The sequence below is a fragment of the Stenotrophomonas acidaminiphila genome, assembly GCF_014109845.1.
Classification (GTDB): domain Bacteria; phylum Pseudomonadota; class Gammaproteobacteria; order Xanthomonadales; family Xanthomonadaceae; genus Stenotrophomonas; species Stenotrophomonas acidaminiphila.
Window position 1 is genome coordinate 2,047,095 of record NZ_CP043567.1, and the last position, 21,939, is coordinate 2,069,033.

Consider the following 21,939-nt stretch of genomic DNA (forward strand, 5'->3'; position numbering starts at 1 on the left):
CTGTTGGGCCAGCGCACGATCTGCTTTTTCTTTCGAAATGTCAAACATCGAAAGAAAAAAGAAAGAAATCTTTCGGCGAGATGGAATGCCGGACCTGAACCGGCGAACGAAAGGTTTCCGCGCACGGCCTTTCGTTGGCGCATCCCGCGCGGAACGGGGCGATAAGGAAAGTGGTGCTTTGCACAAACTTTCGTTTCATTCAAAAATCCTTATCTTTTGCTTTCATTTTGTTGACATCTTTCGAATTGCTGCCCTAGAGTCGGCGCAACGCCATCGGATGCCCACCTGGGCCTGGGGAGCAAGGTGCACAACCGCGTACGACGTCTGCCACTGCCGGTGGCGCTGCTTTCCGTGCTGCTGCTGCCGGCGCTGCCGGCGCATGCCGAGCCGGTGGGCAACCTGCGCACGGTCAGTGCCGGCGATGGCCGCGACGGCGTGCGCGGCTGGGATCTGCTCACCGACACCGGCGCGCGCATCCGCATCGAGCTGCCGGCCGCCGACATCGTCCGCGTGCAGGCCGGGCGCAAGGGCAGGCTGAGCGGTGCCGGCGACAAGGCCGCGCCGATCGTGCTGCCGCAGCCCCGGGCCAACGTACAGGCGCACCTGGAGCAGGACGCGCAGGAGATCCGCGTGCGTACCGATGCCCTGGTGCTGCACGTGCAGCGCCAGCCCCTGCGCCTGCGCCTGGAGCGCCTGGACGGCGACCAGCCGGTGGCGCTGTGGCAGGAACTGCAGCCGCTGGACCTGGACACCGCACAGAGCGTGCAGGTGTTGTCTTCGCAGGCCGACGAGGCATTCTTCGGCGGCGGCCAGCAGAACGGCCGCTTCCAGTTCAAGGGCCGCGAACTGGAGATTTCCTATTCCGGCGGCTGGGAGGAGGGCGACCGCCCGAGCCCGGCGCCGATGCTGCTCAGCTCGCGCGGCTGGGGCATGCTGCGCAACACCTGGAGCGATGGCAGCTACGACCTGCGCCAGCCCGACCAGGCCACGCTGCTGCACCGCGAAGACCGCTTCGATGCCTACTACTTCGTCGGCGCGGACCTGCCGCGGCTGATCGAGCGCTACACCCGCCTGACCGGGCGCCCGAACCTGGTCGCGCGCTGGGCGCTGTCCTATGGCGATGCCGATTGCTACAACGACGGCGACAACGCCAAGAAGCCCGGCAGCGTGCCCGAAGGCTGGAGTGACGGCCCCACCGGCACCACGCCGGACGTGGTGGAGAGCGTCGCCGCGCAGTACCGCGCCCACGACATGCCCGGCGGCTGGATCCTGCCCAACGACGGCTATGGCTGCGGCTACCGGCAGTTGCCCGAAACCGTGCAGCGGTTGGCCAAGTACGGCTTCAGGACCGGCCTGTGGACCGAGAACGGCGTGGACAAGATCGCCTGGGAAGTCGGCAAGGCCGGCAGCCGCGTGCAGAAGCTGGACGTAGCCTGGACCGGCCCCGGCTACCAGTTCGCGATGGACGCCAACCGCCAGGCGTTCGACGGCATCGTCGACAATTCCGATGCGCGCCCGTTCCTGTGGACGGTGATGGGCTGGGCCGGCATCCAGCGCTATGCGGTGGCCTGGACCGGCGACCAGAGCAGCAGCTGGGACTACATCCGCTGGCACGTGCCGACCCTGGTCGGTTCGGGCCTGTCCGGCATGGCCTACGCCAGCGGCGACGTCGATGCGATCTTCGGCGGCAGCGCCGAGACCTTCACCCGCGACCTGCAGTGGAAGGCCTTCACCCCGGTGCTGATGGGCATGAGCGGCTGGTCGTCGGGGGCGCGCAAGCACCCGTGGTGGTTCGACGAGCCCTACCGCGGCATCAACCGCGATTACCTGAAATTGAAGATGCGCCTGACCCCGTACATGTACGGGCTGGTGCACGAGGCCGCGCAGACCGGCGCGCCGCCGGTGCGCGGGCTGATGTGGGACAACCCGCGCGACCCGCATGCGCGCGACGAGACCTACAAGTACCAGTTCCTGCTCGGCCGCGAGCTGCTGGTGGCGCCGGTGTACCGCAGCCAGGCCGCCAGCCGCGGCTGGCGCCGCGACATCCACCTGCCGGCCGGCGGCTGGTTCGACTACTGGGACGGCCGCCGCGTGCAGGCCGGCGCCGAAGGCCGCCGCCTCGACCGCCAGGTGGACCTGGCGACGCTGCCGGTGTTCGTGCGTGCCGGCGCGATCGTGCCGATGTATCCGTCCATGCTGTTCGACGGCGAGAAGCCGCTGGATGAAGTCACCTTCGACCTGTACCCGCAGGGCGACTCCAGCTACACGCTGTACGAGGACGATGGCACTACACGCCGCTACCAGCAGGGCGAATCCAGCACCCAGCGCATCCAGGTGCAGGCGCCGGCGCAGGGCAGCGGCCCGGTGCAGGTGCGCATCGACGCGGTGCAGGGGCAGTACCGCGGACAGCTGGCGCAGCGCCGCTACGGCCTGCGCGTGCTCAACCGGCAGGCCCCGGCCGCGGTGCGGCTGGACTACCGCGCGCTGCCGATGCTGGCCGGCGCGGCCGCCTTCGACGCGGCCGAAGAGGGCTGGTACTTCGATGCCGGCGAACGCCGCGGCACCCTGCACGTGCGCACCGCCAGCGTGGACATCCGCCAGCCGCTGCAGTTGCGGCTGGATTTCCCGCTGGCCGCGGCCACGGCCGACGACGCCTTCCCGGCGGCCCCGGAACAGGGCCGCGTGCTGCCGCCGGACAGCCTGCTGGTGGTCAACCGCCCGGCCGAGGAAACGGGCTACCCGCTGGAGAACGCCTTCGACGACGATCCGGCCACCTGGTTCCGCAGCGTGCGCAACCAGGCCATCCGCACCGGCGCCCACGAATGGGTGATCGGCTTCGGCGAGCGGCGCATGATCGATGGCGTCGAACTGGCACCGCGCAACGACCCGCACTGGAAGCACGGCCAGGTGCGCGACTACGAGATCTACCTGGCCGACAGCAACGGCGAGTGGGGCGAGCCGGTCGCGCGCGGCCGCCTGCCGCTGGAGCAAGGCCTGCAGCGCATCGATTTCCCGGCCCATGCCGGCCGCCTGCTGCGCTTCCGCGTGCTCGGCGTGCAGAACCCGGACGGCGACGGCGACGGCGCCGCGGGCAGCGACCCGATGGTCAGCGCCGCGCAGGCCACTGCCGCGCGCGCCATCGACGCGCTGCGGCCGCGCGACGTCGGGCCGATCGCGCTGTCCACCTTCCACATCCTCGAACAACAGCTACCGGAGCGGCCGGCACGGCAGCAATACCTCTCCCGGCTGCCGCTGCCGGCCGCGCTGGCCGGGCAGGTGCAGGCCGACCGCGCGCTGCATGGCGATGCCGGCATGCGCATGAACGGCCTGCTGTTCCGCAGCGGCCTGGGCGTGGGCGCGGACAGCCGCGTCGACCTGGCGCTCAGGGGCCGCTGGCGACTGCTGCGTGCCGATCTCGGCATCGACGATGCCTGCCGCGCCGCCGGCGGCATGCAGTTCCAGGTCTGGGGCGATGGCCGTCTGCTGTACGACAGCGGCCTGGTGAAGGCCCCGGGCGTGGTCAAGCCGGAACTGGACATCCGCGGCCTGTCCTCGCTGAGCCTGCGCACGCTGGGTGCGCAGGGCAGCCAACCCACCCAGGTCTGTGGCAACTGGGCCAATGCCGTGCTGATCGGCGAGGAGGGCGACTCCGCCGAACTCGTCGCCCCATGACCCCCGCGTAACACCGCTGCTCCCCCAACACACCGACCACGGCCGTCGCGGCCGTGGAACGGGATCGCCATGCCCGCCATCCGCTGTTCCGTGCGTCACCGCCAGGAGAGAACCCCGATGTTGCCAGCCCGCCGCAATCCCACCCGTTGCCTGTTCACGCCGCTGTCGCTGGCCGTGGCCAGCGCCCTGATCGCCATCGTCGCGCCGGCCCTCGCGCAGGATGCCGGCAAGGACAAGGACAAGGAAAAGACCACCGAACTGGCCCGCGTCGAGGTCACCGGTTCCAACATCCGCCGCACCGACGTGGAAACCGCCTCGCCGGTACAGGTGATCAGCAAGCAGGACATCCAGAACATGGGCGCCCGCACCCTGCTGCAGGTGCTGGACAACCTGCCGGCCGCGCGCCCGGCCCAGGTCGATTCCAAATCGCTGTTCACCGGCTCCGACGGCGCCTCCCAGGCCAACCTGCGCGGCCTCGGCCCGCAGGGCACGCTGGTGCTGCTCAATGGCCGCCGGCTGTCGTACTACGGCGCGCCGTCGGGCTTCCAGACCCAGTTCGTCAACATCGACGCCATCCCCGCCGCCGCGATCGAACGCATGGAAGTGCTGACCGACGGCGCCTCCGCGGTGTACGGCACCGATGCGGTGGCCGGCGTCATCAACGTCATCACCAAGCGCAGCTACCAGGGGCTCGAGGTCAGCGGCACCTGGGACACCGCGCCGCGCTTCGATTCCTACGGCGAGAAGCAGGCCAGCATCACCGGCGGCTTCGGCGACCTGTCCAGCGACCGCTACAACGTCTATGCCAGCGTCAACCTGTACGAGCGCAACGGCATCCCCGACAGCGAGTGGTACGACAAGAACCCGGCCCAGTTCTACGTCAACAATCCCGACTACATCAAGAACCTGCGCCTGGACACGGGCAGCGCGCCGGGGGTGTTCAACCCGGGCTATTACTTCGCTTTCGATCCGGTGACCAAGGCGCGCGTGGACGAAGCCGCGCCGGGCTGCAAGAACGTGCTGCAGGTGAGCAGCGGCACGCGCTGCATCTGGCAGACGTGGATGAACCGCCAGATCAACGGCGGCGCCGATTCCCGCCGCGTGACCGCCTATGTCAACGGCCATTTCCAGGTGAGCGACGCCACCGAGGCGTTCGCCGAGGTCACCTACACCGACATCGACCTGCGCGCCAACGGCGGCACGCCGCGCGCCTACGGCACCACCACCGGCAACCCGCAGAGCTGGTTCTCGCGCAATACCGGCAACACGGTCAACCAGTTCCTGTATCCGTTCCTCGGCCCGAACAACGAGTACAACCACGCCAGCCCGGAGCTGAAGGCGCTGATGGGCGGCGTGGTCGGCCTGGGCTACCTGCTGCAGGACGTGGGCGGCAACCACTTCGGCCAGCGCAACACCGACAAGAGCTACCGCGCGGTGGCCGGGCTGCGCGGCAGCATCGGCGACTGGAACTGGGAAACCGCCTTCGCCACGGCCGGTTCGCATTCGGTCACCTACCAGACCACCAACGTCAACCTGCGCGGCTTCGAGAAGGCCTTCGGCCCGTACACCATCGACCCGGGCACCGGCCGGGTGATCATTTCCGACCATCCGGCGTACAAGTTCGGCGAGCTCAGCGAAGCCAACGCCGCGCTGATCCGCGAGGCGTTCCCGACCTTCGACATCCAGTCGTGGACGCGCCTGCATACCCTGGACGGCAAGATCGAAGGCCCGCTGTTCGACCTGCCGGCCGGCGAAGTGCGCGCCGCCTTCGGCTTCAACGCCACCCGCGAGACCTTCTATACCCCCGGCAACCCGGATGCCGCCAACGGCCTGATCACCCAGCAGGGCGGCTCGTGGTTCGACGGCAAGCGCAACACCTACGCGCTGTTCTCCGAGGCCGTGGCGCCGATCACCGACAAGCTGGAACTGGACGCCGCGCTGCGCCTGGACAAGTACCCGGGCTTCAGCGCCAACCTGGCGCCGAAGATCGGCCTGAAGTACCAGGCGCTGCCGCAGCTGATGCTGCGCGGCACCTATTCGGAGGGCTTCCGCGCCCCCAGCCTGGCCGAATCCGGCACCGGTGGCGTGTACGCGCAGATCGGCGGCTACCGCGACGAGACCCGCTGCGCCGAGACCAACGCCATCGCCGGCCTGCTGCGGCAGTCGGCCCGCGGCGTCGACAAGGACCTGGGCAACAGCCTGTGGAACAGCGACTGCAGCCGCAACGTGGCGCGCATGACCCAGCCCAACCCCGACCTGAAGCCGGAGAAGGCCAGGATCGCGACGCTGGGCTTCGTGCTCGAGCCGACCGACTGGCTGTCGCTGTCGGCCGATTACTGGTTCGTGTACCGCCGCAACGAGATCGTCGCGCCGGACTACAGCAAGCCCGAGGAGATCAGCGCGCAGACCCGCTTCCCGATCACCGAGACCGACCTGGCCAACCTGGCCGCGCTGGCCCGCATGTGCGCCGACCCGGCCAGCGGCGTGACCTGTCCGACCACCCTGCCGGGCTACAGCACCGGCAACGTGGCCAGCGTCATCGGCCAGTACAAGAACCGTGGCCGCACCCTGATCGACGGCCTGGACGTGGACGCCCGCGGCCGCTTCGACCTGGGCGATTGGGGCCGGCTGAACGTCGGCGTGGCCGCGACCATCGCCAACCGCAACATGTACAACTCCGACGACGCCGACGGCTGGTACTACGGCAACTTCGTCGGTTACTACAACAACCCGCGGCTGCGCGCCACGTTCAACACCAACTGGACCTACGGCAACTGGGACACCGGCTTCTACATCAACTATGTCGGTGGCACCAAGTGGGCGTACGACCGCATCGATGCGGAAGACAACAATGCCCAAACCTGCACCGGCAGCTATGTCGACGTGTCGCCGGGCCAGTGCTCGGGCGCGCCGGCCTGGTGGACGGCCAACCTGAGCGTGAACTGGCGGCCGGTCGAGAAGCTGAGCGTGGGCGTGACGGTGAAGAACCTGTTCAACCGCCTGCCGTTCTACGATCCGAACGACTGGATGAACTTCGCCGGCTACACCAACAACTTCGGCCGCATCTACAGCGTGACCGCCACCTACCGGTTCTGATGCCGCACCGTTGCGTGCTCCCCTGCGTGCATGGCATGAAGGGGAGCACGCCTGCTTCGCCCGCGCGGGGCGTGCCATGGCGGCTGCCCCGGGCGTGATTCCAAGCCAAAGAGGACATGCAATGAAACGCAGGGAATTCATCCTGGCCGGCGCTGCGCTGGCCGCCACCAGTCTGTTGCCGGAGACCCCGGCCTGGGCGCGCGGACGCAAGCTGCGGCTGGGCATGATCGGCACCGGCATGCGCGGCCAGGTGCTGCTCAAGGAGCTGCTGCGCCGCGACGACGTGGACATGGTGGCGCTGTGCGACATCGAGCCGGTCATGCTCGGCCGCGCCACCGCCATGGCGGCCAAGGCCGGCAAGCCGGCCCCCAGGACCTACGGCGCCGATGGCGATGCCAACGCCTGGAAGCGCCTGCTGGAGCAGCGCGGGCTGGACGGCGTGATCATCGCCACGCCGTGGGAGCTGCATGCGCCGATGGCGATCGCGGCGATGCAGGCCAAGGTCGCGGTCGGCTGCGAGGTGGTGGCCGGCATCACCCTGCAGGACCACTGGGACGTGCTCAACACCCAGTTGCAGACCGGTACGCCGTACATGCTGCTGGAAAACGTGTGCTACCGCCGCGACGTGATGGCGGCGCTGCAGATGGTGCGCGCGGGCCTGTTCGGCGAGCTGGTGCACCTGCAGGGCGGCTACCAGCACGACCTGCGTGGGGTGAAGTTCAACGACGGCAATCCCGACCACCCCTACGGCAGCGGCGTCGAATTCGGGCCCAAGGGCTGGTCCGAGGCGCGCTGGCGCACCGAACACTCGGTCACCCGCAACGGCGAGCTGTACCCGAGCCACGGCATCGGCCCCTGCGCGATGTACACCGGCATCAACCGCGGCAACCGCTTCACCCACATCAACGCCTTCGCCAGCAAGGCACGTGGCCTGCACGAATACACCGTGGCCAAGAGCGGCGGCACCACGCATCCGAGCACCCGGGTGCAGTTCAAGCTGGGCGACATCGTCACCACCACCCTGGCCTGCGCCAACGGCGAGACCATCCTGCTGCAGCACGACACCTCGCTGCCGCGCCCGTACTCGCTGGGCTTCCGCGTGCAGGGCACCCAGGGCCTGTGGATGGACCTCAACCACGGCATCCACATCGAGGGCCGCAGTCCGCCGCACGAATGGGAGGACTTCAAGGCCTACCAGGACCAGTACGAGCATCCGCTGTGGAAGCAATACGCCGACACCGCCGCCGGTGCCGGCCACGGCGGCATGGACTGGTTCGTGATCCACGCTTTCGTCGAGGCGCTGAAGGCGCGCGCGCCGATGCCGATCGACATCTTCGACGCGGTGACCTGGAGCGCGATCACGCCGCTGTCCGAGCAGTCCATCGGCAACGGTTTCCAGACCCTGGAATTCCCGGATTTCACCGGCGGCCTGTGGCAGCAGCGCAAGCCGATCTTCGCGTTCGACGAGCGTTACTGACCGCTGCGGGAGCGCACCGCGGTGCGCTCCCATGCCGGACCCTCAGGACCTGCCGGGCTGCGCATCGGCATCGGCCCCGGCATCGGCGTCGGCCACCGGCGACGGCGGGCAGGCCGGCACTTCGGCCGGCGTCGCCAGCTCCCCGGCATGCGCCGGCGGCGACATCATCCTGGCCCTGCGCCAGCCGCCCCAGCGGTAGTACGCCAGCGACAGCAGCATCGACACCAGCGAGCTGACCGGGAAGCTCCACCAGATCGCGTCCGCGCCCCAGTACGGTTGCAGCCACCCGGCGAACGGCACGCGCACGCCCCACAGCGCAGCGGCCAGGATCAGCAGCGGCGCGATCACCGCGCCGGTGGAACGCACCACGCCGGAAATCACGAAGCTCACGCCGAAGAACAGGAACGACCACACCGCGATGTGGTTCAGGTGGCGCGCCACCGCCAGCGCCTGGCTGCCGTCGGGCAGGAACAGCGCCAGCGAGTGCCGGTCCAGCAGGATCAGCGGCAGGATCAGCACCCCGGTGAGCAGGAAGTTGAACAGCACGCCCTTGCGCGCGGTGCCGCGCACCCGGCTCCAGTGGCCCGCGCCCACGTTCTGCGCGGCCATCGACGAGCATGCCGCGCCGATCGCCATCGCCGGCATCTGCACGTAGGTCCACAGCTGCAGCGAGGCGCCATAGGCCGCGGCGGTATCGGTGCCGTAGTCGTTGACCATGGTCATCAGCATGATCATCGACAGCGAGATCAGCACCATCTGCAGGCCCATCGGCACGCCCTTGACCACCAGCGCCCGCAGGATCGCCAGGTCGATGCGGAACAGCGCCATGTCCTTGCGCCCGAGCCACAGCACGTGGCCGCGCTGGCGCATGTAGGCCAGCAGGCCGAGCAGCGACAGCGACTGCGCCAGCAGCGTGGCCCAGGCCGCGCCGGCGATGCCCAGCTGCGGGAACGGGCCGATGCCGAAGATCAGCAGCGGGTTGAGCACGATGTCCAGCGCCACCGACAACAGCAGGAAGCGGAACGGCGTGCGCGAATCGCCGGCACCGCGCAGCGCCGCGCCGAGGAAGGCGAAGGCGTACAGCGTGGGCGTGGCCAGGAAGATGATGCGCAGGTAGGTCTCGGCCAGCGGCAGCGAAACGGCCGGCGTGCCCATCGCCGCCAGCAGCGGGTGCGCCATGAACCAGCCGGCGATGGCGATCAGCACCGAGATGCCGATGAAAAAGGTGGCGCTGGTACCCATCACCCGTCGCGCCTGGGCCACGTCGCGCGCGCCCATGGCCTGGCCGATCAGGATGGTGGCGGCCATGCCGATGCCGAACACCGAGCCGATCAGGAAGAACATGATGTTGTTGGCGTTGGCCGTGGCGGTCAGCGCCGCCTCGCCGAGGAACTTGCCGACCCAGATCGCGTTGACCGAGCCGTTGAGCGACTGGGCGATGTTGCCGGCCAGGATGGGCAGGGCGAACAGCAGCAGGTTGCGCCCGATCGGGCCTTCGGTCAGCGAGCGGGAGGCAGGGGCGGGGGCGGTCATGGGCGGAGGTCGGCGACTGAATGCGGACACTAGCATTGCCGGTGTGACGGTGGCCGCAGGTGTCGCTACGATGGTGCCGGGATGTCCCCGGAGGAGGAACGGGAATGCTGAAACAGCTGTGTGGCGCGGTCGTGGTGCTGGCCTTGTCAGCCTGTGCCAATTCAGAGCGCCTGATGGACGCCAGCGTGCGTCCGTCCGACCATGCCGACTGCCTGGTAGGCAGCGAACGCGGCGAGCCGGTGGGCAAGGGCGCTTCGCCGTCGATGCGCAGCCGGCGCTGCAACCCCGACGACAGCCTGAACTGGACCATCGGCACGTCGCGCAAGGATGCGATGGAAGTGGACTTCAAGAAAAAGCATGACTGAAACGCAACACGGGCCGGCGGCGATCCGCCTGGATGTCTGGCTGTGGGCCGCGCGCTTCTTCAGGACCCGCAGCCTGGCCAAGCATGCGGTGGAGACCGGCAAGGTCGAGATCGGCGGGCAGCGCCCCAAATCCTCGCGCGCGGTCCGCATCGGCGATGCGCTGCGCGTGCAGCGTGGCGAGGAGATCTTCGAGATCGGCGTGCGCGGCCTCAGCGACACGCGCGGGCCGGCAGGGGTGGCGCAGGCGCTGTACGAGGAGACCGAGGCCTCGCGCAAGGCGCGCGAGGAACAACGACTGCAGCGCGCCGCCGCGCGTGACGGCTACCTGCCGCCCGAACACAAGCCGGACAAGCGCGCGCGGCGGCTGATCCGCGCGCTGGGCGACATCGACGCGCTGTAGGCGCGGCTGCACGGCGCAGGCCCGCAGGGGGGCGCCGGTGTGGCACCGCCAGCGACGCTGCGGACAGCGCCTGCCCGTCGGAACAGCGCTGGCTCAGCGCTTGCCGCTGCCCAGCAGGCCGCTGCCGAGCCGGATCAGGTCGGACACGCCGAGCTGGCCATCGCCGTCCTGGTCGAGCAGGCTGCCGAGCAGGCCGCCGGCGACACCGCCCTGCTGCACCACGTGCTGCTTTTCCTGGCCGAGCATCCGGCCCAGGCCGCTGGCATCGACCTGCGCCTGGTCGCCCGCGGACATGCGCTGGGCCAGGTAGGCCATCACCACCGGTGCGAGGATCCTGAGCAGTTGCCCGGCACGCTCGCTGCCCAGGCCGGTGGCCTGGGCCAGGCCGGCCTCGGCACGGCCCTGGCTGCCGCCGAAGATGTGGCCGAGGATGCCGGCACCGTTGGTGGCCGGGCTGCTGCCGCCGCCAAGCACCGCGCCAAGTACGCCGCCGATGTCCAGGCCGCTGTGGTTGTCCTGCAGCGCGCCGAGCAGGGCTTCGGCGCCCTGCGGCCGGGCGGCGTTGTTGCCCAGTGCGCCCATCAGCAGCGGCAGCGCGGCGCCGATCGCGCCTGCGGCCTGCTGGCTGTCCAGCCCCAGCTGCTGGGAAACCTGCTGCAGCGGCGCGCCCTGCAACTGGGCAAGAAGATCGTCGGTGAGGCTCATCGGGCGGGTCCTGGCGGTGAGTGTGCACGGGCATGGTAGCGCCGCCGGGGGCGGGCATGTGCGGCCATGCCGGGGCGGGCCTGGCCGGATGGACGCGGCCGGGTACCGGGCGCCCGCTGAGCGCCAGTCGGTCGAGGGCGGCGGTTGCGTGCGGCCCCGCCCGCAGGCGGGGCCGGGGGCGCTTACAGCACGATGTCTTCCGCGCCCGGCGTGGCCCTGGGGAACCCGGCTTCCGGCCGTGCCGGCACGAACGGGTCCGACGGGCCGCTTTCCGCCAGCTTCTGCAACGCCGCCGCGACACCGGCGCCATAGGCCGGGTCGGCCTTGCTGCAGTTGTCCACGTGGCGCTGCTTGATGAAGTCCGGCGCATCGCCCAGCGCGCGTGCGGTGTTGTCGAACAGGCGCTGCTGCTGCGCCGGATCGTAGCTGCGGAACAGCGCGCCGGGCTGGCTGAAGTAGTCGCTGTCGTCCTCGCGGAAATTCCAGAAATCGGCATCGCCGCGGATGCGCAGCGGCGGCTCGCGGTACTGCGGCTGCTCCTGCCACTGGCCGTAGCTGTTGGGCTCGTAATGCGGCAGCCCGCCGTAGTTGCCGTCCACGCGCATGGCACCGTCGCGGTGGTTGCTGTGCACCGGGCAGCGCGCCGCGTTCACCGGGATCTGGTGGTGGTTGACGCCCAGCCGGTAGCGCTGCGCATCGGAATAGGCGAACAGTCGCGCCTGCAGCATCTTGTCCGGCGACGGACCGATGCCCGGCACCAGGTTGCTCGGCGCGAACGCCGACTGCTCGACGTCCTGGTACCAGTTCTCCGGGTTGCGGTTGAGCTCGAACTCGCCCACTTCGATCAACGGGTAGTCGCTCTTCGGCCACACCTTGGTCAGGTCGAACGGATGGAACCGGTAGGTCTCGGCATCGAGCTCGGGCATGACCTGCACGAAGAGCTTCCACTTCGGGAAATCGCCGCGTTCGATCGCCTGGAACAGGTCGCGGCCGTGGCTTTCGCGGTCCTTGCCGGCGAGCACCTCGGCCTGGGCGTCGGTCAGCGCCTCGATGCCCTGCTGGCTGTGGAAGTGGAACTTTACCCAGAAGCGCTCGCCGCCGGCGTTGGTGAAGCTGTAGGTGTGCGAACCGAAGCCGTGCATGTGGCGGAACGTGCGCGGGATGCCGCGGTCGCTCATCACCACGGTGACCTGCATCAGCGCCTCCGGCAGCAGGGTCCAGAAATCCCAGTTGTTGCGCGCGCTGCGCAGGTTGGTATGCGGGTCGCGCTTGACCGCCTTGTTGAGGTCGGCGAACTTGCGCGGGTCGCGCAGGAAGAACACCGGCGTGTTGTTGCCCACCAGGTCCCAGTTGCCTTCCTCGGTGTAGAACTTCAGCGCGAAGCCGCGGATGTCGCGCTCGGCATCGGCCGCGCCGCGTTCGCCGGCCACGGTGGTGAAGCGGGCGAACATTTCCGTCTTCTTGCCGACCTCGGAGAACATCCTGGCGCGGGTGTAGCGGGTGATGTCGTGGGTGACGGTGAAGGTGCCGAACGCGCCGGAACCCTTGGCGTGCATGCGCCGTTCCGGGATCACCTCGCGGTTGAGGTTGGCCAGCTTCTCCAGCAGCCACACGTCTTCCATCAGCAGCGGCCCGCGCGGTCCGGCGGTGCGGCTGTTCTGGTTGTCCACCACCGGCGCACCGAAGGCGGTGGTCATCGGCGTGACCGGGGCGTCGCCGTGCTTCTGCGCGGGGGTGGTACGGGTATCGCGCTGCGACTGCGCGGCCTGCGCCGGCGTGGGCGCGACATGGTACGGGCAGGTGGGTTTGCTGTCGTTGCTGCTCATGGCGGGCTCCTGGCTGGCATCTGGAAACATCGTGCAATGACGATAGCTACGGGCGGGTGAAATGGAAAATCGAATGATCCGCTCGGAGCCATAGGTTCCATCTATGGTGTGACGCGCCGGTTGCGCCGGCCGCCAGGGGTCAGTCGCGGTCGGGCGCGCCCAGCGGGAACAGGGGCCGGTAGGGCCGTGCCTCGGCGACGGCGCGGGCGAACGAAGGGCGGGCGAGCAGGCGCGCCCGGTACTCGCACAGCACGCGATGGTGCGCGGCGATGCGGTGTGTCCAATCGGCGTAGAACAGCGCCGGTGCGGCGGCGCAGTCGGCCAGGCTGAAGGCTGCGCCGGCCGCCCACTGCCTGCCGGCCAACTGGTCCTCGAGCCAGCCGTAGGCCAGCTCCAGCCGCTCCACCGCGCTGGCCAGCGCATCGCCAGCCTTGCCGTCGTCGCCGCTCAGCGCGCCGCCGACCGCATGCTGCACCGGGCTCATCACGTGCAGGTCGAAGAAGCGGTCGAGGAAACGCACCTCCAGCGCGGCCTCCGGATCGGCCGGCAGCAGCCGCACCGGGCCGGCGTGCCGCTGCTGCAGGTACTCGATGATGATGCTGCTCTCCACCACGCTGCGCCCGTCGTCCACCAGCAGCGGGAACCTGCGCAGCGGCCAGCGCCGCAGCCATTCGGCCGCATTGCGCGGCGTGTCCGGGCCCAGCATGCGGAACTGGAACGGCGTGGCGTTCTCGTACAGGGCGATGAGCACCTTCTGGGTGTACGAGGAGAACGGATGGCCATAGAGCTGCAGGGACATGGGAGCCTCCGCGGCGGATGCCGGCGATGGCAATGTGGGTGGAATGCCGGCGCCGCGCAAGGGCCATGGGCGGCCATGCCGATGCCCGGGGACGGCCGCCATCTGCCAGACTGCGCATCGCCCCCGAACCGTCCTGGACCGCCCCGCATGAGCGAACGCGCCACCCGCCTGCTGCACCTGCTGGACGAACTGCGGCGGCGGCGCAACCCGGTGCGCGGTGCGCAACTGGCCGAACAGCTGGGGGTGAGCCTGCGCACGCTGTACCGCGATATCGACGCGCTGCGCGGGCAGGGCGCGGACATCGGCGGCGACCCGGGCGTCGGCTACCAGCTGCGTGGTGGCTTCCTGCTGCCGCAGATGATGTTCTCGGCCGAGGAGCTGGAAGCGATCGTGCTCGGCGTGCGCTGGGTGGCCTCGCACGCCGATCCGGACCTGGCCGCCGCCGCCGGCGCGGCGCTGGACCGGGTGACCGGGGTACTGCCGGAGAACCTGCGGCTGCAGGTGGAGACCAGCGGCCTGTACGCGCCGCAGTGGCACCCGACCGTGCCGGAGCCCTGGTTGCCGGCGCTGCGCCGCGCGATCCGCGCCGGGCATGCGGTGCGCATCCATTACCGCGATGCCGAGGACCGCGCCAGCGAGCGGGTGATCTGGCCGTTCGCGATGGCCTTCCTGGCCGAGGTCCGGCTGCTGGCGGCCTGGTGCGAGATGCGCGGCGATTTCCGCCATTTCCGTGCCGACCGCGTGCTGGCCCTGCACGATACCGGCCAGTGCTACCCCGAGCAGCGGCACCGGCTGCTCAAGCGCTGGGGCGAGCAGCAGCGGCAGCGCCGGGCATCGTCTGCTGACTGCTGACAGCCGCTGTCAGCAGCCCCCGCGCACACTGCCGGCTCCCGCCACAGGAGCCCGCCATGCACACGTTGGTTTTCTACACCCACCCGTTCTCCCGCGGCCGCGTCGCGCGCTGGATGCTGGAAGAGACCGGCCTGCCCTACGAGGAGGTCATCCTCGATTACGGCACCACGATGAAGGCGCCGGGGTACCTGGCGATCAACCCGATGGGCAAGGTGCCGGCGCTGCGCCACGGCGACAGCGTGGTGACCGAGAACGCGGCCATCTGCCTGCACCTGGCCGAACAGGTTCCGGACCAGCACCTGCTGCCGCCGCCGGGTTCACCCGCACGTGGCGAATGCTACCGCTGGGTGCTGTTCGCCGCCGGTCCGCTGGAGTCGTTCATCAGCGCGCGCCGGCATGGCGCGCTGGCGCCGGCGAGGGAGGCGGGCTACGGCAACGAGGCCGACCTGATGCGCACCCTGGAAGGCGCGCTGGCAGGCCGGCGGTATCTGGTGGGTGACCGGTTCAGCGTCGCCGATCTGTACATGGCGGCGGTGCTTGGCTACTACATGCGTATCGGCGAGCTGGAATCGCGGCCGGTGTTCGAGGCGTATGCGGCGGCGCATCTGCAGCGGCCGGCGGCACAGCGGGCCAATGCGCGGGACGATGCGCTGGTGGCGGAACGGGCGGAGAGTGCCTGAGCGAGGCACGCTGCCCACCGTTGCCGTTGCCGTTGCCGTTGCCGTTGCCGTTGCTGTGCTTGTGAAGTTGCTCCGCTTTTGACTTCCGGATCCCCTTCCGCAGCGACGGAGCCGACGGACAAGACCCCGCAGGGGCGACGTGCAGGGACGCATGTCGTTTTTCGACACGACAGGGGCGAACCGGAAATAGGCGAAGCACGGCTTCGCCCCGGTGAGCGGGCTGGCGCCGTGAGGCGACTGCCCCGGCCCCAGCTGCATCGCAGCTGGGTCGTGTCGAAAAATCCCGGAGGCGGAGTGGACCCAGCCCGCGTAGCGGGTTGGGCGCGTAGGCAGGGGATCCGGAAGTCAAAAGCCATCGGGCAACTGCAGAATCACGGGCAACCGCAACCGCAACCGCAACCGCAACCGCAACTGTAACTGCAACCGCAACTGCAACCGCAACCGCAACCGCAATTGCAGGGGCATGCAGTCAGTGAGCGATTCCGCTCACAGCAGCGACTTCATCCGGTACAGCGCTTCCAACGCCTGCTTCGGCGTCAGCTCGTCCGGGTCGATCGCCTGCAGTGCCTCCAGTGCCGCCGAGGACACCGGCGCGAACAGGCCGAACTGCTGCGGCGCATCCAGGGCCTGTGGCGCCATCTGCGCGGCGTGGGTCTCGCCGCCGCGTTGTTCCAGCTCGGCCAGGCGCCGCCGCGCCTGCGCCACGGTGGCACGGGGCAGGCCGGCCAGCGCGGCCACCTGCAGGCCGAAGCTGCGGTTGGCTGGGCCGTCCTTGACCGCGTGCATGAACACCAGCGTTTCACCGTGTTCCACTGCGTCCAGGTGCACGTTGGCGATACCACTGGGGCCGCCTTCGTGGGTTTCATCGGCCAGCGCGGTCAGTTCGAAGTAGTGCGTGGCGAACAGGGTGTAGCAGCGGTTGACGTGGGCAAGGTGGCGCGCGACCGCGTCGGCCAGGGCCAGGCCGTCGTAGGTGGAGGTGCCGCGGCCGATCTCGTCCATCAGCACCAGCGAGTGCGCGGTGGCGTGGTGCAGGATGTAGCTGGTCTCGGCCATTTCGACCATGAAGGTCGACTGGCCCTTGGCCAGGTCGTCGCCGGCACCGATGCGGGTGAGGATGCGGTCGATCGGGCCGATCACCGCGCGGCTGGCCGGCACGAAGCTGCCGATGTGGGCCAGCAGCACGATCAGTGCGTTCTGCCGCATGTAGGTCGATTTGCCGCCCATGTTCGGGCCGGTGATGACCAGCATGCGCCGCTGTGGGTGCAGGTCCAGGTCGTTGGGCTCGAACGGCGCCTCGCGCACCGCTTCCACCACCGGGTGGCGGCCGCGCTCGATCTTCAGGCACGGCGCGGTGTCCAGTTCCGGCCGCGCCCAGTCCAGCGCCTGCGCGCGTTCGGCGAAGCAGGCCAGTACGTCCAGCTCGCTCAGCGCGGCGGCGCAGCGCCTGAGCGGTTCCAGGCGCTCGCCGATGGTATCCAGCAGGCCTTCGTACAGCAGCTTCTCGCGCGACAGCGAGCGCTCGCGCGCCGACAGCACCTTGTCCTCGAAGTTCTTGAGTTCCTCGGTGATGTAGCGCTCGGCGTTGGTCAGCGTCTGGCGCCGGGTGTAGTGCACCGGCGCCCTGTCGGCCTGGCCCTTGCTGATCTCGATGTAGTAGCCGTGCACCCGGTTGTAGCCGACCTTCAGGGTGGCGATGCCACTGCTCTCGCGCTCGCGCGCCTCCAGGTCGATCAGGAACTGGTCGGCATGGGTGGACAGCCGCCGCAGCTCGTCCAGCTCGGCATCGAAGCCCTCGGCGATCACCCCGCCGTCGGACAGCTTGAGCGGCGGTTGCGTGGCGATGGCGCCGGCCAGCAGGTGCGCGCTGTCGTCGTGCGAGCCGAGCTCGGCACGCAGCTGCTGCAGGCGTGGCGAATCCAGCGCCTCCAGCTGCGCGGCGATCGCCGGCAGCATGCCCAGGCCGTCGCGCAGGGTGGAAAAATCGCGCGGGCGCGCCGAGCGCAGCGCCATGCGGGTGAGGATGCGCTCGATGTCGCCGAGTGCGCGGAACGACTCGCGCAGGTCGGCATCGGCGCCGCGGTCGATCAGCGTCGCCACCGCGTGGTGGCGCTGCTGCAGCACCTCGCGCAGTCGCAGCGGGCGGTGCAGCCAGCGTCGCAGCAGGCGCCCGCCCATCGGCGTCACCGTGCTGTCGAGCACGCCCAGCAGGGTGTTGCGGGTGTCGCCGTCCACGCGCGTGTCCAGCTCCAGGTGGCGGCGGGTGGCGGCATTCATCGCGATCGCCTCGCCGGCGGTTTCCACCGCGATCGAGGTCAGGTGCGGCAGCCGCTGCTTCTGGGTTTCCTCGACATAGCCGAGCAGCGCGCCGGCGGCGGCGGTGGCGCGCGGCTTGTCGTCGATGCCGAAGCCGGAAAGGTCGTGCAGCTTGAAGAAGGCCAGCAGCTGGCGGCGGCCGCTGTCGGCATCGAACAGCCATGGCGCGCGGCGGCGCACGCCGCTGCGCTGGCGCAGGAATTCCGGCCAGTTCTCTTCGTCCGGTACCAGCAGCTCGGCCGGTTCCAGCCGTGCCAGCTCGGCTTCCAGCGCGTCCTCGGTCTCGACCTCGTTGACCATGAAGCGGCCACCGGCCAGGTCGGCCCAGGCCAGGCCGTAGCCCTGCTTGCTGCGCGAGAGCGCCATCAGCAGGGTGTCGCGGCGTTCGTCCAGCAGGGCTTCGTCGGTGACCGTGCCGGGGGTGACGATGCGTACCACCTTGCGTTCGACCAGGCCCTTGGCCAGCGCCGGATCGCCGATCTGCTCGCAGATCGCCACCGACTCGCCCAGCGCCACCAGCCGCGCCAGGTAGCCCTCGTAGGCATGCACCGGCACCCCCGCCATCGGGATCGGCGCGCCGCCTGAGCTGCCGCGCTGGGTCAGGGTGATGTCCAGCAGCCGCGCGGCCTTGCGCGCGTCGTCATAGAACAGCTCGTAGAAATCGCCCATCCGGAAGAACAGCAGCAGGTCCGGGTAATCGGCCTTGGCTGCGAAGAACTGCTTCATCAACGGGGTGTGTTCGGGCTTCTTTTCGGTCACGTGCATTCCACTTCGGCAGCCGGGCAGGGCTGCCATCAGGCGGCCATTGTAGTGGCTGGGCATGGCGGGGACGGAGTGGGCGTGGCGAGCGGCACCGCCGGTGTCGATCCGGTGTGCCGTGGCCGCGCCGGTGCGGCCGGGAAGGCGGACGCCGCGCGATGCCGTGCGTGGCGTTGCACCGGCCGGCCGCACATGCTGCGAAGACGCTCAGGTCCAGGCCGGGTCGGAGGTGAAGTCGATGGTCAGCCAGAAACGGCCCGAACGCGCATCCAGGCGGTTGGCGATGGTGTCGCGCAGGCGGTCGACATCGCCGATGCTGCCCAACCGCGCATCGGGCCGGGTGAGCACGTGGATCTCGATGAACTGCATCCGGCCGATCTTGGCGACATGGCTGGTGAAGCCCTCGAAGCCGTGTTCGGCGACGAACTGCCGCATGACCTCGCGTACCTGCCGGTCCAGGTCGTCCGGGGCTACCTGCAGCACCTCGCGCGCGGCCTTCCATGCCGCGCGCAGCGGCACCGGCAGCGCCGCCAGGCTGATGCCGGCCAGCACCAGCGGGTCGATGTAGGGGATCCAGTGCGCATGCGCGCCACCGCGCAGGGCCAGGGCAATGAGGAAGGACAGGACCACCGCCAGGCTCATCAGCCCGGTCAGCAGCCAGGCGCGGGCATCGAGCGCCAGCAGGCCGGACTGCAGCCGGCGCGCATGGCGTCCGATCCACACCGCCATGACCAGGTCGACCGCCGCCAGCAGCGCGGCCCAGGTCAGGCCGGGGCCGAGCCGGGGTTCGTGGCCGCCATCGCTGAAGCCGATGACGGCATTGGCCAGTGCGTAGATGCAGGCGAGGCTCAGGATCGCCCCGCCCAGCGCCTCGACCATCGGCTCCAGGTGCCAGAACCCGTACTGGAAGCGTGGACTCCGCTCGCTGGCCATCAGCCGCAGCACCGCCAGCGCGACCAGGGTGAGCGCGACATCGACCAGGCTGTAGACGCCGTCGAACAGGATCGCCTGCGAGCGCGCCAGCAGGCCGCCGAAGAAGCCGATCGCGGCGACCAGCACGGTGGCCGCGATCGAGCGCTGCAGTACGCGTTGTTCCTGTCGGGTACCGGTCATCGGGCTGTCGGCTGGCGGTTGCGGCACGCCCGGTCCCATGCCGGGCTCACGGTTTCAATACCTCCACCTTATAGCCGGGCTGCGCGCCGCTGTCATCGATGATCAGGCCGTGCACGTCGGACTCGAAGCCGGGGAAGCGCGCGTTCTGCTCGCGGGCGATGCGCAGCGACTGGATGATCGGCTCGTCCTGCGCGCCGAAGCGCTCGCCGGGCATGATGGTCGGGATGCCCGGTGGATACGGCACCAGCATGGTGCCGGCGATGCGGCCGCTGATGTGGTCGATGTCGACGCGCTCGATCTCGCCGCGCACCAGGTGGTCGTACGCCTGCGCCGGGGTCATGACCGGTTCGGGCAGGTCCACGTACATCTCGCGCATCACCCCGGCCACGCGGAACTCGCGGTTGAAGTCGTGCAGCGCTTCGCACAGGTCGCGCAGGCCCCAGCCGGCGTAGGCGGCCGGATGGTCCTGGACCAGGCCGGGCAGCGCGTGGTCCAGCGCCGCATTGGCGTCGTAGAGCGCCTTGAACGCGAGCAGCTCGGTGACCAGCGTGCTCCACTTGCCCTTGGTGACGCCCATCGAGAACAGGAACAGCACCGAGTACAGGTTGGTCTTCTCCACGGTGATGCCGCGCGTCCACAGGAACTTGCTCAGCACCGCGGCGGGGATGCCGCGCCGGCCCATCTCGCCATCCATGGACAGGCCCGGGGTGAGCAGGGTGACCTTGACCGGGTCGATCAGTACGTAATCGTCGGCCAGGTTGCCGAAGCCATGCCAGTGCGCGTCCGGGCGCAGGTACCAGTCCGGGCGCGAGGTGGCCATCGGCCGGGGGGCGTCCTCCCGCCCCAGCGCACGCTCCACGCCGTCGGGCTGCCACACCTTGAACCACCAGTCGTCGCGTCCCAGGTCGTGGCTGACATGCAGCATCGCGCGGCGGAACGCCACCGCCTCGTCGTGCATCTCCTGCACCAGCGACTGGCCGGCTTCGCCTTCCATCATCTTCGAGGCGACGTCGCAGGAGGCGATGATGCCGTAGTGCGGGCTGGTGGAGGTGTGCATCATGAACGATTCGTTGAACCGCTCCGCGTCCAGCTCGCGCGTGGCGGCGTTGCGCACGTGGATCATGGATGCCTGCGAAAACGCGGCCAGCAGCTTGTGCGTGGACTGGGTGGTGAAGATGATCGCGTCCTGCTCGCGCGGCTTGCCCTTGGCCATGCCGTAGTGGTTCTCGTAGAACGGGTGGAACGCGGCGTAGCCATACCAGGCTTCGTCGAAGTGCAGGAAGTCGACCGCGGTGCCGAGGTTGTCGGCGATCTTCTCGGCGTTGTAGCAGAGCCCGTCGTAGGTCGAATTGGTGACCACCGCGATGCGCGGCCGCGCTCCGGGCCGGGCGGCGTGGCTGGCCAGCGGGTTGGCCTGGATCATCCGCTGCATCGCCTCGCCGGAGAACTGGTCCAGGCTGATCGGCCCGATGATGCCGTGGGCGTTGCGGCTGGGGGTGAAATACACCGGGATGCCGCCGGTCATGATCAGCGAATGCAGCAGCGACTTGTGGCAGTTGCGGTCCACGAACACGATGTCGCCGCGGGCCACGGTGCCGTGCCAGACGATCTTGTTGGCGGTGGAGGTGCCGTTGGTGACGAAGAAGGTGTGGTCTGCACCGAAGTTGCGCGCGGCCTCGGCCTCGGCCGCGCGGATCGGACCGGTGTGGTCCAGCAGCGAGCCCAGCTCCGGTACCGAGATCGACAGGTCGCTGCGCAGCGTGTTCTCGCCGTAGAACTGGTGCAGCGCACGGCCCACCGGCGATTTGGTGAAGGCCACGCCGCCGGCATGGCCCGGGGTATGCCAGGAGTAGTTGGACTCGGCGGCATGGTGGATCAGCGCCTTGAAGAACGGCGGCAGCAGCCGGGCCATGTAGTCGTCGGCCGCGCGCATCACCTGGCGGGCGATGAAGCTCTTGGTGTCCTCGAACAGGAAGATGTAGCCATGCACGTACCGGAGCAGCTTGCTCGGCACCTTTTCGATGGTGCGGCGATCGCCGTACAGGAACACCGGCAGGTCGGCGCGGCGCTTGCTCTGTTCGCTCAGGAATGCCAGCAGCTGCAGGAACTGTTCGTCGTTCTCCTCGGTGCCGTCGATGGAGATCAGCACTGCCGACGCGGCCACGTAGGTGCGCGCGCCGGCGCGGGCGTCGTCCAGGGTCAGGCCGGCCAGCACGCGCTGGTCGCTGCCGCGCAGTTCCTCGGCCAGGGCGCGGATCAGGATGCCGTTGATGCGCGGCGAGTCGTAGTCCGCGTCGATGATGATGACGGGATAGTCCAGGGACTTGAAATACATGGCGGTTTCCT

15 protein-coding genes are annotated in these 21,939 nt (G+C 69.4%); 7 read left to right on the plus strand and 8 right to left on the minus strand.

Annotated elements, in window-relative coordinates; genetic code table 11:
* Window positions 1-40: 40 nt before the first annotated feature.
* A complete protein-coding gene (locus F0P95_RS09270) occupies window positions 41-199 on the minus strand; it encodes a hypothetical protein (RefSeq protein WP_182333869.1) in 159 nt (52 codons plus the stop codon).
* Window positions 200-303: 104 nt separating this feature from the next.
* On the opposite strand from F0P95_RS09270, the gene F0P95_RS09275 reads away from it, so the two are divergent.
* The 3 genes from F0P95_RS09275 to F0P95_RS09285 all read left to right on the plus strand — a co-directional run bounded on the left by F0P95_RS09275 (window position 304) and on the right by F0P95_RS09285 (window position 8,245).
* A complete protein-coding gene (locus F0P95_RS09275; protein ID WP_182333870.1) occupies window positions 304-3,672 on the plus strand; it encodes a TIM-barrel domain-containing protein in 3,369 nt (1,122 codons plus the stop codon).
* Window positions 3,673-3,789: 117 nt separating this feature from the next.
* Window positions 3,790-6,768 carry a TonB-dependent receptor plug domain-containing protein gene (locus F0P95_RS09280; RefSeq protein ID WP_182333873.1) on the plus strand — a complete coding sequence of 993 codons (2,979 nt, stop codon included), beginning with the start codon at window positions 3,790-3,792 and terminating at the stop codon, window positions 6,766-6,768.
* Window positions 6,769-6,889: 121 nt separating this feature from the next.
* The gene (locus tag F0P95_RS09285; RefSeq protein WP_182333875.1) at window positions 6,890-8,245 is read left to right on the plus strand and encodes a Gfo/Idh/MocA family protein; all 1,356 of its coding nucleotides are present in this window, start codon (window positions 6,890-6,892) and stop codon (window positions 8,243-8,245) included.
* A gap of 42 nt (window positions 8,246-8,287) precedes the next feature.
* Here F0P95_RS09285 and F0P95_RS09290 read toward each other — a convergent pair whose 3' ends face one another.
* The gene (locus tag F0P95_RS09290) at window positions 8,288-9,778 is read right to left on the minus strand and encodes an MATE family efflux transporter (RefSeq protein ID WP_182333877.1); all 1,491 of its coding nucleotides are present in this window, start codon (window positions 9,776-9,778) and stop codon (window positions 8,288-8,290) included.
* Between the two features lie 104 nt (window positions 9,779-9,882).
* On the opposite strand from F0P95_RS09290, the gene F0P95_RS09295 reads away from it, so the two are divergent.
* Together F0P95_RS09295 and F0P95_RS09300 are read left to right on the plus strand one after the other, a co-directional pair.
* Complete coding sequence (locus F0P95_RS09295; RefSeq protein ID WP_182333879.1) at window positions 9,883-10,143, plus strand: hypothetical protein; 261 nt, start codon at window positions 9,883-9,885, stop codon at window positions 10,141-10,143.
* Window positions 10,136-10,543: an RNA-binding S4 domain-containing protein gene (locus tag F0P95_RS09300; protein WP_182333881.1), complete on the plus strand. Its 408-nt coding sequence runs from the start codon at window positions 10,136-10,138 to the stop codon at window positions 10,541-10,543. Before F0P95_RS09295 ends, F0P95_RS09300 begins: the two co-directional genes overlap by 8 nt.
* A gap of 93 nt (window positions 10,544-10,636) precedes the next feature.
* Here F0P95_RS09300 and F0P95_RS09305 read toward each other — a convergent pair whose 3' ends face one another.
* The 3 genes from F0P95_RS09305 to F0P95_RS09315 form a co-directional block, all read right to left on the minus strand.
* Window positions 10,637-11,248, minus strand: a complete 612-nt coding sequence (locus F0P95_RS09305; protein WP_182333883.1) for a DUF937 domain-containing protein — start codon at window positions 11,246-11,248, stop codon at window positions 10,637-10,639.
* A gap of 182 nt (window positions 11,249-11,430) precedes the next feature.
* Window positions 11,431-13,074, minus strand: coding sequence for a catalase (locus F0P95_RS09310; protein WP_425515850.1), 1,644 nt, complete (start codon window positions 13,072-13,074; stop codon window positions 11,431-11,433).
* Between the two features lie 139 nt (window positions 13,075-13,213).
* Complete coding sequence (locus F0P95_RS09315) at window positions 13,214-13,873, minus strand: glutathione S-transferase family protein (RefSeq protein ID WP_182333884.1); 660 nt, start codon at window positions 13,871-13,873, stop codon at window positions 13,214-13,216.
* A 147-nt stretch (window positions 13,874-14,020) separates the two neighbouring features.
* Between F0P95_RS09315 and F0P95_RS09320 the strand changes: the two genes are divergently transcribed.
* Both F0P95_RS09320 and F0P95_RS09325 read left to right on the plus strand, forming a co-directional pair.
* Entirely contained in the window at window positions 14,021-14,725 is a 705-nt protein-coding gene (locus F0P95_RS09320) for a helix-turn-helix transcriptional regulator (RefSeq protein WP_182333886.1), read from the plus strand.
* A 56-nt stretch (window positions 14,726-14,781) separates the two neighbouring features.
* On the plus strand, window positions 14,782-15,405 hold the full coding sequence (locus F0P95_RS09325; protein WP_182333888.1) for a glutathione S-transferase family protein: 624 nt from the start codon (window positions 14,782-14,784) through the stop codon (window positions 15,403-15,405).
* A gap of 486 nt (window positions 15,406-15,891) precedes the next feature.
* On the opposite strand, the gene mutS is transcribed toward F0P95_RS09325, so the two are convergent.
* The 3 genes from mutS to F0P95_RS09340 form a co-directional block, all read right to left on the minus strand.
* The gene (mutS, locus tag F0P95_RS09330; protein ID WP_232529057.1) at window positions 15,892-18,447 is read right to left on the minus strand and encodes a DNA mismatch repair protein MutS; all 2,556 of its coding nucleotides are present in this window, start codon (window positions 18,445-18,447) and stop codon (window positions 15,892-15,894) included.
* Window positions 18,448-18,687: 240 nt separating this feature from the next.
* On the minus strand, window positions 18,688-19,593 hold the full coding sequence (locus F0P95_RS09335; RefSeq protein ID WP_182333891.1) for a cation diffusion facilitator family transporter: 906 nt from the start codon (window positions 19,591-19,593) through the stop codon (window positions 18,688-18,690).
* A 46-nt stretch (window positions 19,594-19,639) separates the two neighbouring features.
* Window positions 19,640-21,928, minus strand: coding sequence for an Orn/Lys/Arg family decarboxylase (locus F0P95_RS09340; RefSeq protein WP_182333893.1), 2,289 nt, complete (start codon window positions 21,926-21,928; stop codon window positions 19,640-19,642).
* Window positions 21,929-21,939 lie beyond the last annotated feature (11 nt).

Bases quoted from the DNA above. Each gene is read 5' to 3' on its own strand.
- F0P95_RS09270 (WP_182333869.1), bottom strand. From the start codon at position 199: ATGAAACGAAAGTTTGTGCAAAGCACCACTTTCCTTATCGCCCCGTTC.
- F0P95_RS09280 (WP_182333873.1), top strand. From the start codon at position 3,790: ATGTTGCCAGCCCGCCGCAATCCCACCCGTTGCCTGTTCACGCCGCTG.
- F0P95_RS09285 (WP_182333875.1), top strand. From the start codon at position 6,890: ATGAAACGCAGGGAATTCATCCTGGCCGGCGCTGCGCTGGCCGCCACC.
- F0P95_RS09290 (WP_182333877.1), bottom strand. From the start codon at position 9,778: ATGACCGCCCCCGCCCCTGCCTCCCGCTCGCTGACCGAAGGCCCGATC.
- F0P95_RS09295 (WP_182333879.1), top strand. From the start codon at position 9,883: ATGCTGAAACAGCTGTGTGGCGCGGTCGTGGTGCTGGCCTTGTCAGCC.
- F0P95_RS09300 (WP_182333881.1), top strand. From the start codon at position 10,136: ATGACTGAAACGCAACACGGGCCGGCGGCGATCCGCCTGGATGTCTGG.
- F0P95_RS09305 (WP_182333883.1), bottom strand. From the start codon at position 11,248: ATGAGCCTCACCGACGATCTTCTTGCCCAGTTGCAGGGCGCGCCGCTG.
- F0P95_RS09310 (WP_425515850.1), bottom strand. From the start codon at position 13,074: ATGAGCAGCAACGACAGCAAACCCACCTGCCCGTACCATGTCGCGCCC.
- F0P95_RS09315 (WP_182333884.1), bottom strand. From the start codon at position 13,873: ATGTCCCTGCAGCTCTATGGCCATCCGTTCTCCTCGTACACCCAGAAG.
- F0P95_RS09320 (WP_182333886.1), top strand. From the start codon at position 14,021: ATGAGCGAACGCGCCACCCGCCTGCTGCACCTGCTGGACGAACTGCGG.
- F0P95_RS09325 (WP_182333888.1), top strand. From the start codon at position 14,782: ATGCACACGTTGGTTTTCTACACCCACCCGTTCTCCCGCGGCCGCGTC.
- mutS (WP_232529057.1), bottom strand. From the start codon at position 18,447: ATGAAGCAGTTCTTCGCAGCCAAGGCCGATTACCCGGACCTGCTGCTG.
- F0P95_RS09335 (WP_182333891.1), bottom strand. From the start codon at position 19,593: ATGACCGGTACCCGACAGGAACAACGCGTACTGCAGCGCTCGATCGCG.
- F0P95_RS09340 (WP_182333893.1), bottom strand. From the start codon at position 21,928: ATGTATTTCAAGTCCCTGGACTATCCCGTCATCATCATCGACGCGGAC.